12 protein-coding genes are annotated in these 12,095 nt (G+C 60.6%); 1 reads left to right on the top strand and 11 read right to left on the bottom strand.

Annotation, left to right across the window (positions count from 1 at the left end; genetic code table 11):
* The first annotated feature begins 10 nt into the window (after positions 1–10).
* On the top strand, positions 11–166 hold the full coding sequence (locus RMO23_RS19665) for a YjbH domain-containing protein (protein ID WP_405041560.1): 156 nt from the start codon (positions 11–13) through the stop codon (positions 164–166).
* A gap of 53 nt (positions 167–219) precedes the next feature.
* On the opposite strand, the gene RMO23_RS03905 is transcribed toward RMO23_RS19665, so the two are convergent.
* The 11 genes from RMO23_RS03905 to RMO23_RS03855 form a co-directional block, all read right to left on the bottom strand.
* Positions 220–1,374: a glycosyltransferase family 4 protein gene (locus RMO23_RS03905; protein WP_309678792.1), complete on the bottom strand. Its 1,155-nt coding sequence runs from the start codon at positions 1,372–1,374 to the stop codon at positions 220–222.
* A 176-nt stretch (positions 1,375–1,550) separates the two neighbouring features.
* Complete coding sequence (asnB, locus tag RMO23_RS03900; RefSeq protein ID WP_309678791.1) at positions 1,551–3,497, bottom strand: asparagine synthase (glutamine-hydrolyzing); 1,947 nt, start codon at positions 3,495–3,497, stop codon at positions 1,551–1,553.
* Between the two features lie 7 nt (positions 3,498–3,504).
* Positions 3,505–4,566 (bottom strand): glycosyltransferase, encoded by a 1,062-nt coding sequence (locus RMO23_RS03895; protein ID WP_309678790.1) that lies wholly within the window; start codon positions 4,564–4,566, stop codon positions 3,505–3,507.
* Positions 4,567–5,475, bottom strand: a complete 909-nt coding sequence (locus RMO23_RS03890) for a GNAT family N-acetyltransferase (RefSeq protein WP_309678789.1) — start codon at positions 5,473–5,475, stop codon at positions 4,567–4,569.
* Positions 5,472–6,350: a polysaccharide deacetylase family protein gene (locus RMO23_RS03885; protein ID WP_309678788.1), complete on the bottom strand. Its 879-nt coding sequence runs from the start codon at positions 6,348–6,350 to the stop codon at positions 5,472–5,474. Before RMO23_RS03885 ends, RMO23_RS03890 begins: the two co-directional genes overlap by 4 nt.
* Before the next feature lie 59 nt (positions 6,351–6,409).
* Complete coding sequence (locus RMO23_RS03880; protein ID WP_309678787.1) at positions 6,410–7,444, bottom strand: EpsG family protein; 1,035 nt, start codon at positions 7,442–7,444, stop codon at positions 6,410–6,412.
* A complete protein-coding gene (locus RMO23_RS03875; RefSeq protein WP_309678786.1) occupies positions 7,438–8,691 on the bottom strand; it encodes a glycosyltransferase in 1,254 nt (417 codons plus the stop codon). Before RMO23_RS03875 ends, RMO23_RS03880 begins: the two co-directional genes overlap by 7 nt.
* Positions 8,692–8,734: 43 nt before the next feature.
* Complete coding sequence (locus tag RMO23_RS03870) at positions 8,735–9,664, bottom strand: glycosyltransferase (protein WP_309678785.1); 930 nt, start codon at positions 9,662–9,664, stop codon at positions 8,735–8,737.
* 19 nt (positions 9,665–9,683) lie between these two features.
* A complete protein-coding gene (locus RMO23_RS03865) occupies positions 9,684–10,790 on the bottom strand; it encodes a DegT/DnrJ/EryC1/StrS family aminotransferase (RefSeq protein WP_309678784.1) in 1,107 nt (368 codons plus the stop codon).
* Positions 10,791–10,795: 5 nt separating this feature from the next.
* Positions 10,796–11,206 (bottom strand): FdtA/QdtA family cupin domain-containing protein, encoded by a 411-nt coding sequence (locus RMO23_RS03860; RefSeq protein WP_309678783.1) that lies wholly within the window; start codon positions 11,204–11,206, stop codon positions 10,796–10,798.
* 40 nt (positions 11,207–11,246) lie between these two features.
* The coding region (locus RMO23_RS03855; RefSeq protein WP_309678782.1) for a GNAT family N-acetyltransferase at positions 11,247–12,095 on the bottom strand (849 nt) is incomplete at its 5' end.

The raw sequence follows: 12,095 nt of genomic DNA, 5'->3' as shown, positions 1-12,095 counted from the left end.
ACTGAGCGCCATGTTTGCCAAGTCAACACCCGACAGGGCCACGTTTGTCTGGAATCCGCTGACCCGCGACGGCGGCGCCAAACTCCACCGCGCCTATCCCCTGTACAGCGTGACCACCGTGCGCAACCCCAGCACATTGCGCATAGAACCTCCCAGCGGACCGTAACAGCAGCGATTCAGCGCCCCAGTCGCTGGGGCTGGACCGAGCCCCCTTGCCGCCTATTCCAGCAACTCGGCGTATACCGCCAGCGTCTGCCGGATCACGATGCGCTCGTCAAACTCCTGCAGCGCGCGCGCGCGCGCGGCCAGGCCGAGCCGGCGTGCCCAGGCCGGGTCCAGGTGCAGCCGCCTGATGGCCGCCGCCAGGGCCTGCCCATTTTTGACGGGCACGATCAGGCCATCGACCTCGTGCGTGACCACCTCGCGGCAGCCCGGCGCGTCGGTGGTGACCAGTGGCAGGGCGCAGGCCGCCGCCTCGATCAGGCTCTTGGGCAAACCCTCCCGGTAGCTGGGCAGCACGGCAATGTCCACGCTGGCAAACAGGGCGGCCATGTCACTGACCTGGCCCAGCAACTCGACCAGCCCCGCGGCGGCCCAGCCGTCCAGCGTGGCCTGCGGGATCGCGGCGGGGTTGCCGGGGTCGGGGGCGCCGGCCAGCAGAAAGCGGATGGTCAGGCCCTGCGCCCGCAGCAGGCGCGCCGCCTCCACGTATTCGGCAATACCCTTGTCCCAAAGCAGGCGGGCCGCCAGCAGCACACGCGTGGGCTGAGTGTCCTTGCCGACTTGACCCTCTTGATCATCTTGAACTGGCTGCGCATGAGGCGTGAAGCGCGTCAAATCCACGCCCGACCCCTTGACCAGCCGCACCAGTTCGGGCCGCGCCAGTCCGGCCTGCGCAAAGGCGGCCACGTCGTCGTTGTTTTGCAATATCAGGCGGGCACCGCGGCCATTCAGCACCAGGCGCATCAACGCCCGGACCAGGGGCCGCAGCAGCCTGGCTTTCAGGGCGTTATTGGTAAACACATAGCCCATGCCGGCCACCGCGTTGACCCGCGCCGGCACCCGCGCCAGCAGCGCCGCAATCGAGCCGTAGACCACGCATTTGATCGTGAAGTGATGCGCCAGCGCGGGTCGCTCACGCCGGTACAGCTGGCACAGGTGCGCCAGCAGGCGCAGCTCCTGCAGCGGGTTCAGGCTCCTGCGGTCCATCGGCAGCGCCTGCCAGCGAAAACCCTCGGCCTGCAGGCGCGCGCCAAATTCACCCGGTGGTGAAATCAGCAGCACCTCGTGGCCCTGGCTTTGCAAGGCCTTGGCCAGCGACAGGCGAAAGTTGAATAAATACCACTCGGTATTGGCAAAAAGGATGATTTTCACAGTGCGATGGGTTACTGCGGTCAGATTGATTGCTATGAATTTTATAGCTGATACCGTACGTCTTGTATGGGCTAGAGGCCTAAATAACCCTCAAAAAAGCGTTTTTTACCGAATTGCGGCGTGCAGGGCGCCCAAAAAACACGAACAGCACGCACAGCCATTGAAACACCTGCTGGCTAAGGGTTGCCTTCCAGCCAGGCCTGAAACATCAGCACGGTCCAGAGCCGAACCGTCCAGTCATGCCGGCCGCTCAGGTGCTCTTGCCACACGCGCCGAATCGGGGCGGGGTTGAAATAGCCTTCACGCTGCAGCCGCGCCTCGTCCAGCAGCCCTTCGGCCCATTCGCGCAAGGGGCCGCGCAGCCATTGTCCGACCGGAATGCCAAAGCCCGCCTTGGGCCGCTCAATCAGTTCGCGCGGCACGTACTTGTACAGCACCTGGCGCAGCGCCCACTTGCCCTGCCCGTCCCGAATCTTCATGTGCAGCGGCAGCCGCCAAGCCAGCTCGACCACCCGGTGGTCCAGAAACGGCACGCGCGTTTCCAGGCTCACGCTCATGGCGGCGCGGTCTACCTTGGTCAGGATGTCGTCGGGCAGGTAGGTCAGCGTGTCCCACAGCATCATGCGCTGCTCGGCCTCGGGCACGCCGGCCGCCAGGCTGGCGTCGTCGAGCCGGGTCGGCAACCGGGCCGCCCCGCGCACCAGTTCAGCGTCCTGCGGCCATTCGGTCACCAGGCTGCGGTACAGGCTGTCAAGACTGGTGGCCGAGGTCAGCCTGGCCAGCTTGTGCACCTTGTCGCCCAAGCGCGCCACGCCGTGCGCCCCGGGCAGCGCGCGGCCCAGGGCGTCCCACGCCGGGCCCGGCACCCGCGCAATGCCGCCGGCCACCCCGCGCCGCAGCCCCTCGGGGATGCGCTTCATGCGGTTCCAGACCCTTGGCCCCCAAAAATAGCGGTTGTAGCCGCCAAACAGCTCGTCGCCGGCGTCGCCAGACAGCGCCACCGTCACCTGCTGGCGCGCCGCCTGGCACACCAGGTGGGTCGGAATCTGTGAGCTGTCGGCAAAGGGTTCGTCGTACATCGCGGGAAGTTGCGGAATCACCGCCCGCGCGTCGGCCGCCGTCACGCGCAGGGCGTGGTGCTCGGTGCCCAAGTGCCTGGCCACCGCCAAGGCATGGGGCGACTCATCAAAACCCGCCTCGTCAAAGCCCACGGTAAAGGTCTGCACCGGCCGCGACGACTGCGCCTGCATCAGCGCCACAATGGCCGACGAATCGACCCCGCCCGAGAGAAAAGCGCCCAGCGGCACATCGGCCACCGCCTGCAGCGCCACCGCCTCGCGCAGCGCGGTTTCCAGCGCGACCACCGCCTCGGCATCAACCTGAAACGGCGCAGCCTGCCCCTGGTGCACAGCATCCATGAAGCGCCAATAGGGCTCAAGCTGCAAGGTTTTGCTGCCCAGCCCCCCCGCGTCCAGCGCCAGCACGCAGCCCGGCTCCAGCTTGAAGATGTCCTGGTAAATCGAATACGGCGCCGGCACCGCGCAATGCTGCAGGTACAGGGCTAGCGCATCGCGGCTGACCGGGTTGTCAAAGCCCGGATAGGCGCGCAAGGCCTTGAGCTCGGAGCCAAACACAAACGCACCGTGCACCCAGCCGTAAAACAGCGGTTTTTCGCCCAAGCGGTCGCGCGCCAGGGTCAGGCGGCGCTCGGCCTGGTCCCACAAGGCCATGGCAAACATGCCCACCGCGCGCTGCAGGGTGGCGGTCACACCCCAGGCCGCAAAGCCAGCCAGCAGGGTTTCGGTATCGGAGTGCCCGCGCCAGGCCGGCGCCTGCCGCGCCGCCGCCAGTTCGGTGCGCAGCGCCAGGTGGTTGTAGATCTCGCCGTTAAACGCCAGCACATAGCGCCCGTTGGCAGAATGCATGGGCTGGTGCCCGGCCGGCGACAGGTCGATGATGGACAGGCGGCGGTGCGACAGCGCAATCCCGCATTCAGCATCGCTCCACACCCCCGCGTCGTCGGGGCCGCGATGCTGGATAGCCAGCGCCATGCCGGTGGCGACGGCTTCCAGACTGCCCGACGCCCCGCTTTCAGTGGTCAAAAAACCCGCAAATCCACACATAGTCAGCCTATCGCCCTGCGGCAACCGATTTGATTGTTTCTGCCATCAGCGGCAAGGTACTGTCCAGCGAATACAGCTGCTCTACCCTGTGCCGGGCCGCAGCGCCAAAACTCTGCCGCAGCGCCCGGTCGTCCCTCAAGCGGCGCAAGCCATTGAGCCACTCCGCGGGGCTGGCGGCCAGCAGGCCACAGTCGGGGGCCACCACATCCACATTGGCACCCACCGGCGATGCCAGCACGGGCACGCCGCAGGCCATGTACTGGATCAGCTTGAATGCGCATTTGCCGCGGGCCCACTCATCATCAAACAAGGGCATGACGCCCACATCAAAGGTGTTGATCAGATCCACCTCGGTCGCCTCACTCCATGGCAGGTTCACCACTTCCACCCCCGGTATGGCGGCGCAACGCCCCCCCACGACCAGCAGGCGGACGGGCCCCTCAAGCCCCAGTTGCGCCAACGGCTCCGTCAGCTCCGACAGGTACACCGAGGTGGACGGCGAGCCTAGCCAGCCCACCGTGAAAACATCTTCTCGCCTGACCGGCCTCGGCAGGTAGCGCTGCGTGTCCACCACAGTCGGCAGCCAGTGCGTAGCCGCATTCCACGGCTTGGCGTAGCGCGCGAGGTAGTGGTTGCCCGCCATGACGGCGGCGGCCCTGGAAACCACCGGATTGAACTTGTTCCGCAGCAGAAAAGAGACCCGCTTGAATCGATCCAGCCGGTATTTGAGGAAAAAGGCGTCGTCAAAATCGTAGATATACGGAATCCTCAGCAGCCGCGATTCAATCAAGCCCGGCAGCAAGGGAAACAGTTCGGCATTCACAATGGCCAGGTCGTAGCGGCCCTGCTTGAGCAGCAGTGCGGCCCGATCCAGGTAATCCCTGAGCAGATTCATCAGCGGGTACTTTTGCCCGGCAAAGCTCTTTTGAACGTAGTCGTCGCCCAGCAGCGCCCTGACCTCCAGATCAATGCCATCCCGACGCAGCCCCGGCGCGTATTGGGTCAAGCGGTAACGTGTGCTGGCCGCCAGCGGCCCATACAGGGACAAGCCCAATACCTTGATGGTCATTCAAAAATCACTTGCAGAAAGACCCAGGTTCATGACATCGCGGGCCGTGGAGGGCTGCGCGTAGTGCGTAAAGAAAAAGGGAATCTGCTTCTTCACCGGGATCGGCCAGAGCGACCCGGCAAATTCGCTGGCAGAGGCCTCGGGCCTGAAGGAAATGGTCAGCCACGGCAATCGGCCCAGGCTGCCTGCCGCGTAGGGGTCAAGCATGAATTGATCCACCAGCAGACGGATCCCGGGACGTACTTTCTTGGACACCAGAAAACCCGCAGCCGCTCCATGGACCTCGATCAACTGGACAAGGTACTTGTTCGCCGGGTGCGCCAGATAGCGCCAGCTGACATAGTCCCCGGTCACCGCAATATTCCACCGGTCTGCCTGCAGCGCCTGTGCGTTCAACGCCGCCAGCACCGACTGCAATTGACTCACGGCTCCGACAACATGGGCGCGCGCCCCCCTGGCGCGCAGCCTGGGTAGGGCCAGGCTCGGCTTCAAGGAAGCGTGAAAATGCATGCGCGCCCGCTGCCACGACTTGAGCGCCATGTCGTTGGGGTGCCCCATCAGCACGGCGTTTTCTGTCTTGACGAGTTCTTTGGCAGCGGTGATCATGCGCCCGAAAACATGCTTGCCATGGTATTCGGGGTGCACCAGCACGTTGACCACGTAGTACGCCACCAGCCGGGCATCGCGCCGGACCAGATGCACGGGAATCATCGCCATGAAACCGACCAGGCGCCCGTCGTCAACCGCCTTGACCATTTTGGCCGGGCCATAGGGATTTTTGGCGTAAAGCCATTCCGTGTAGTCCCTGGACAACAATTTGTCGCCGGCCGGAAAGTAGCTCGCAAACAGCGCCGCCAGTTGTTCAAACTGGCTGCTGTTGAAGTCCTCAATCGACACTCCGATACTCATGGCAACTCCCCCGACTGGTACTGTTTGTTGGCTTCAGCCATCGTCAGGCTGAGCATGTCCCCTGATTTCACCAGCCCCCCCGCAAAGCCCATGATTTCGTCAAACGCGATTTGCATGGCCGGGGCCGTAATCAGGTTGTGCGGGTGAAACCACATGTGCACATAACCGCCACGCCCGGCGGCGTGGCGAAGCAGCGATTTCCAGCGCCTGACGGTCACCGCCACCGGCACCGCTGCCCGCACGCCCGAGGGCCAGTTCAGGAAGTAGCCGGCCGGCGATACCTGCCAGGCGCCCCGCCGACCCGGCTTGTCCATCACACCGTGATCAAACAGGTTCCACTCGTTCAACAGCCCCGACAGCCGGTTTGCCATGCCGCCGGGAAGGCTGGCGCGATAGGTTTCAAAGCCAAACTCGCGCAATTGCGGCAGATGGCCGACCTGGTTTCTGGGAAAAACAAGGGTTCGGGGTACCTGCCCCAACTCACGGAACAGTCTGGATGCGAGTTGCAGTTCCAGCGCGACGGCCTCGGGTGAGGTGTGCGCAGACAAAGGCAGATGGGTCGCGCCATGCCAGGCCATCTCGTGACCCGCGACGGACAGGGAGCGATAAAAATCAGCCCCCACCCAGCCGTCCATCGCCCCGCGCCTGAGCGCAGGCAGCAGCCGGGCAAACCAGCCCGGGTTGAGCGCCGCCAGTTGCTCGATGAGAGGAATACTTTCTCGAACCGCTTCCGCGTCGGCAGCAAAACAGCTTACAAAAGCCGCCGTCGCCTTCAGCCCGTTGTTATGCAGCGTGCGCAATATGAAGGTGTAGGCTTGCGCCAGCGATGCCTGGTTGATGAGGCCGGCGCTGACAACCCTTTCGTTGTCAGCCATGCCCCACAGCCCCTCACAGTCAAGGGAGAGCGTAAACCCGGGCGTCTCGCTTTTCATCGTCAGCCAAATAGAACATTGTTATAGGGAATGTATTTATCGGCATGCGAGCCAAAAATAAAATACACAAAAAATACCAGCAGGGCAAGCATGCAGATCATTGCTTTCAAAAGTGCCCTGCTGCCAGGAAACGTCTGAATCAATGCCACATAAATCCACATTTGAATGAATGAAAAATACAGTGCCAGCCTATCCACCCCGGTGGTGGAGACCAACAGCAATGGAAGGGCAGCCAACGTCATCAAACTGGCGATATCAACCGTCGAATTACCCCCCACTGTCCGCCGGATCTTTTTTCTGTGCCAAAAGTAGATGGCCGCCGGAAAAGCACTCAGCAACACATGAAAGAATGCGCCGCCAGACACAATGTTTTGCTCAATGTAAACCGATTGATATTTTGTATAGACCTCGGTGTCATTCAAGCCAAGGCCCAGAAACAAGGCCACCAATGTCGCCGTGGTCCATTTCAAGAAACGCTGGCCCTTGATGGCAAAGATCACAAAGAATAACAAAATGGCCGCACTGTTATGAAATGTCATTGCCAGCGATATCCAGAGAACCTTGACCAGAATTGACGATTTCCTCCAACGAGACAATATATAGAAGCCAAACCCCATGGCAATCGCCTGACGGATTCCGCTCATCGAGATGACGAATACCAGATAGGGCATTACGCCACCAATGGCCAGCCAGGGGTTGGCAGTTTGCATGGCAAAAGAAAATACCCCCCACAAAAACACCAGCGCACAGACGAACATCACGCCATAAAGACCAAAACCCAGACTTTCCGAAAGCTTGTTCAGCAGAAAAAAACCGAACTCTGACGTTTGAAAAACATCGGAAACATTCAGATATAGATATTTTTCATACAGAAATGTATAACCACTCCAGTCGGGGCCGATGCCATTGCGCAAACCACAAAATATGAGCAGGGGGATGAAATAGACCCACACCAACCAGGTGGCATTTTTTTTATTCGGTGAATAAAAAATACCCATGGTCAGCGGAACCAGCAAGAACACGAGATAAATCAGCATGATGGTTTCTGAGAATATTCAGAGCGGCCTCCCGCTCTCATCAACGCGTAAATTTCCTCATACCGAGCCACGCCCTCCTCAAGAGAAAAATGCCGCCGGGCAGACGCCACACAGCGCCGTTGAATGTCTGGCGCTGCGCTTAAAGCCAACAGTTGTTCAATTCCGTGTAGCAAGTGCTCTTCCTTAAATGACCGCAGGACCACACCGACCCCGTCACCCTCCAGAACCTCTGCCATATCCCCTACCCCTGCATTACCCAGACAGGGCACGCCGCAACCCAGAAATTCGGCGAGCTTGGTGGGGGCCGATGCCTGTTTGGAAAACACCTGCTTGATAAAGAAGACCCCGGCGTCCATGCGGGCCATCTGGGCAGGCACCTCGGCATGGCTGGCGGTGGTCAGTTCCACCGACTCAACCGGGACGCCAGCGGCGGCCAGCCGCTCGCCAATGTAGGCGTGTTCGCCCCGGTTCACGATCAACAAGCGCGCGTCGGGCTTCATGCGAAGTAACTGGGCAAAGCAGGCGGCCACTTCGTCAAACAAATACCAGGTGCCGGCCGACCCCACATAACCCAGCACAAAGCCATTGCCCTCACGCAGCCGCGGCAAGGGCGTGAAGCGCGTCAGGTCCGCACAGGTGGGAATCACGGTGATCGGCGGCATGCGCCCCTGCAGATAGTCAAAGTGCGCCATCTCGCGCACTGCCGCCTGGGTCAGCGACACCACATGGTCGGCACCCAGCAAGAATCGCCGCTCGAACCCCTTGGCCACGCGGTACATGCGGCCGCTGCGCGGCCACAGGCTGCCGTCGACCCGCTCGTCGGCCCAGAAACCGCGCATGTCAAACAAGTACTTCACGCCAGTGATCCGTTTGAGTACCAGCGCCATGACCGACGCGACATAACTGCGCGCATGCACGATACGCAAGCGGTGCCGCAGCACCAGCCATAAGCCGACTGCCATGCCGCAAGCAATGTCCCAGGCGGTGGCCAGGGCCGACGGCCGCTTGTGGTAGCGCAGCGGGTGCCAGACAATGCCGGCCCCGGTAATGTCGCGCGCAGTACGCTCACGCTCTGCCCGATTGGCCCAGTCGTCTGCCTTCTCAAAGCTGATGAGATGGATGCGCCGACCAACGGCCAGACGCTTGAGGTAGGCCAGCACCTGCGACTGGCCCAGGGGCTCCAGCATGCCATCATAGGAGATATAGAGCACGGCCGGTGATTGCCTGTCAGGCTTTGCCGGGTTCATGCGATTTTGCTGATCATTTTTGATGCCATGTGACTTACGCACCTTACCGTCTCATCCCAAACAGTGAATAAGCCAGCAAGCCAACAAATACCTTCAGACGGAATTTATAAATGAGGGAGGCTCGCAAATAGCTTCCGTAAAATTTGCCATTATCCATCCATCGCAGGGACAGGAACAAATTGGCTTTTCGGCCATTGATTTCCTTGACCATCCAGGGCGCCCGCGAAGCGATCACCTCACACGAGAAGAGATGATCCTGAATTCCCGTAAGCGACGGCCTTTTAATCGATGAGGATGTCACATTATTGTCATGGCGCCGATGCCGGGCCAATACTTCATTGACATAGCCAATCTTGCCGCCACTCCAAAGGCATTCCACAAAATAGAGCCAATCGGAAGCAACCGGTATTCTTGGGTCAAAACCGTTTTTTGGCGATGAAGAGCGCCGGACCATGTTGGATACAGCCCCGTTGAACGAGCCGTATTTGACAAGCGTAGCCAAATCACCCACACGCGGTTTGTCGGTCTGGCTGAATTTTTTGATGGTCTGGTTTGTTCTCGAGTCAAAAATGTCCAGATCGTGGTAGCAAATGGAATAGTCAGGGTTATTTTCGAGGAATTCGACCTGCTTTGAAATCTTTCCGGGCAACATCAAGTCATCGCCGGCCATCCATGAGATATATTTTCCGCTGCAGGCGAACACAGCCGCATTTTGATTGCGCGTTACTCCCTGGTTTTTCTCAGCCATCCGCAGAACAAAAGGCCGCTTTGCTTCCTGTTGATAGGCGCGCAGCAACTGATCGGTGCCATCGGTTGATCCATCATCGGCAACCACGATTTCGATATTCGGATAATCCTGAATCAGTATCGATTCAATACACTCTTTCAAGAATTCTTTTTGGTTATAGGTCACGACGGCAACACTGACCAAGGGGCGGTCGGGTGCCGCTTTATTCAAATTATCAATATTCATACAGATTACATTTTATTTTCTAGGCGGCAGCATGAACCGCATCAATGCAATGCATGACTTTCACCGCCTGTTCGTCGCCTAGCTGAGGGCCCATGGGCAGGCTCAATACTTCACCCGCCATACGTTCGGCAACCGGAAAATCGCCCGCGCCCCAGCCGGCCTGCGCATAGGCCTGCTGGCGGTGCGGAGGAATCGGGTAGTGGATCAGCGTGCCCACGCCGGCTTCGGCCAGCGACTTGTGCAATGCGTCGCGCTGCGGGTGCCGCACCACATACAGGTGCCACACGGGTTCGGCCCATTCGGGCACATGCGGCAAGCTCAGGCCACTGCCGGCCAGACCCTGCTGGTAGCGCTGGGCAATGGCACTGCGGCGGGCGTTCCAGCTGTCCAGGTGCGTCAGCTTCACGCGCAGGATGGCGGCCTGCAGTGGATCCAGCCGGCTGTTGTAGCCCTGCACTTCGTTGACATAGCGCACGCGCGAGCCGTAGTTGCGCAGCACGCGGATGCGGTCGGCCAGCTGCGCGTCGTTGGTGGTCACTGCGCCGCCGTCGCCCATGGCGCCCAGGTTCTTGCCGGGGTAAAAGCTCCAGGCCACGGCGTCGCCATGCGCACCCAGGCGCCGGCCCTTGTAGCGCGCGCCGTGGGCCTGGGCCGCGTCTTCGAGCACGCGCAGGCCGTGCTTGCGCGCGATGGCCAGGATGGGGTCCAGGTCGGCCGGCTGGCCATACAGGTGCACCGGCAGAATCACGCGGGTACGCGGGGTAATGGCGGCCTCGATCCGCGCCGGGTCGATGCTGAAGCTGCGCGCATCCGGCTCCACCGGCACCGGCGTGGCCCCACACTGGCTGACGGCCAGCCAGGTGGCAACAAAGGTGTTGCTGGGCACGATGACTTCGTCACCCGGCCCGACGTCCATGGCGCGCAACGCCAGGTGCAGGGCGTCCAGGCCATTGGCCACGCCCATGCAGTGCTGCGCCTGCGTGTAGGCGGCAAACTCCTGCTCAAAAGCCTCTACCTCTGGCCCGCCTATGTACCAGCCAGAGGCCAGCGAGCGGGCTACGGCCGCGTCAATTTCGGATTGCAGCTCCCGGTAGGCCGCGCCCAGGTCAAGAAAAGGAATGTTCATGGTGGTCACCGCGCCCGCATGAATTCTGCGTAGTCGCGGAAATAGTCATCTTCGTCGTATTTGTTGGAAGCCAGCACCATGCAGACCGACCCGGACGAAAAGTTGTCCAGTTCGCGCCAGATCATGGGGCAGACATAAAGCCCGCTGTACGAGCGGTTAAGGTGAAAACGCTTCTTTTCTTTCCCATCATCGAGCACCACGTCAAAGCTGCCAGACATGGCAATAATCAACTGCCGCAGCCCTTTGTGGGCATGGCCACCACGCTCCGCACCACCAGGCACGTCATAAAGGTAATAGACACGCTGAATGTCGAAAGGAATATGGCTGCCGCCTTCTACGAAGGTCAGGTTGCCGCGCGGATCCGATATTTTCGGCAAATCGACAATCTTGCACCCAGCTAGTTCTCCTGAAATCATGTAGCGGCTCCAGCACAAAAAAATTGCAGATTTCAGGCGTTCAAAGAACGCCCGTCATAAAGTCATGGGTGATGGATCTGGCACCGTAGCTTTCCTTTTGCCAGATCAGCCCCTGGTTCAAGGTGGTACCGGCTTGCTCAGTCGATGTGCCGAAGCTTAAATGAGTTACACCCCGGCGTCTTGCCTCGTCGATGACCGAATCAATGACCCAATCAAGGGCGCCCAAAGCGCGTCCCGCCTCAGAAGACGCAAGGTACTGCGTATGCCAGATATGCCCGTAGTTGAAGATCAGCGCGCCTGCCAGCAGCGCATCTCCCTGTGTTGCCGCGCGGACGAATATCCGCTCGGGAAACCGCGCCGCCAGCAATTGCATTTCCTTCAAGGAATGCACCGGCGACACGCCATGCTGCGTGCCCAATACACCTTCCAGCAAGGCATGAAAATCAGCGACCGAGGCAACTCCCACCCTCAGGCCGGCTTTCCTGGCTTTCTTGACCGATTGCGCTTTTGAGGTGTTAAACGGCAGCGGGTTTTGCAGCGGCAACAGGCTGGAAAGATCACGCCGCACCAACGAGAAGCCCCGGCGCCACAGCGCGTAGTCCGTTTCAGCAGACGGGTAGGTCGTAAAAACTTGTGGCAATACCTTGACGGTCAGGGTCTTCGCGCCCCACTCTTTGAGGCTGTCCAGTAGCGCATGAACCAGATTGATCGCCACATCGCCACGCAATTCACGCTTGAGCACGACGCCGCCGAACGTCAGGCCCGCATGGCTGGACGCGTGAGCGGAGGCCACGTCAATCGAGGCCGGCAGCAGGGCCACAGGCTCTCCGTCAAGATAAGCCACCGCAGAAAAGTCAGTGAATCGATCACCGTGGTATTCGATGAAGTT

This window comes from Polaromonas sp. (genome assembly GCF_031411155.1).
Taxonomy (GTDB): domain Bacteria; phylum Pseudomonadota; class Gammaproteobacteria; order Burkholderiales; family Burkholderiaceae_C; genus Polaromonas.
The sequence above is the reverse complement of the archived record's forward strand: the minus strand, read 5'-3'. Positions and strand labels throughout refer to the sequence as shown.

Coding starts and splice junctions, on each gene's coding strand:
- RMO23_RS19665 (WP_405041560.1), top strand. CDS start 11: ATGTTTGCCAAGTCAACACCCGACAGGGCCACGTTTGTCTGGAATCCG.
- asnB (WP_309678791.1), bottom strand. CDS start 3,497: ATGTGTGGATTTGCGGGTTTTTTGACCACTGAAAGCGGGGCGTCGGGC.
- RMO23_RS03895 (WP_309678790.1), bottom strand. CDS start 4,566: ATGACCATCAAGGTATTGGGCTTGTCCCTGTATGGGCCGCTGGCGGCC.
- RMO23_RS03890 (WP_309678789.1), bottom strand. CDS start 5,475: ATGAGTATCGGAGTGTCGATTGAGGACTTCAACAGCAGCCAGTTTGAA.
- RMO23_RS03885 (WP_309678788.1), bottom strand. CDS start 6,350: ATGGCTGACAACGAAAGGGTTGTCAGCGCCGGCCTCATCAACCAGGCA.
- RMO23_RS03880 (WP_309678787.1), bottom strand. CDS start 7,444: ATGCTGATTTATCTCGTGTTCTTGCTGGTTCCGCTGACCATGGGTATT.
- RMO23_RS03875 (WP_309678786.1), bottom strand. CDS start 8,691: ATGAACCCGGCAAAGCCTGACAGGCAATCACCGGCCGTGCTCTATATC.
- RMO23_RS03870 (WP_309678785.1), bottom strand. CDS start 9,664: ATGAATATTGATAATTTGAATAAAGCGGCACCCGACCGCCCCTTGGTC.
- RMO23_RS03865 (WP_309678784.1), bottom strand. CDS start 10,790: ATGAACATTCCTTTTCTTGACCTGGGCGCGGCCTACCGGGAGCTGCAA.
- RMO23_RS03860 (WP_309678783.1), bottom strand. CDS start 11,206: ATGATTTCAGGAGAACTAGCTGGGTGCAAGATTGTCGATTTGCCGAAA.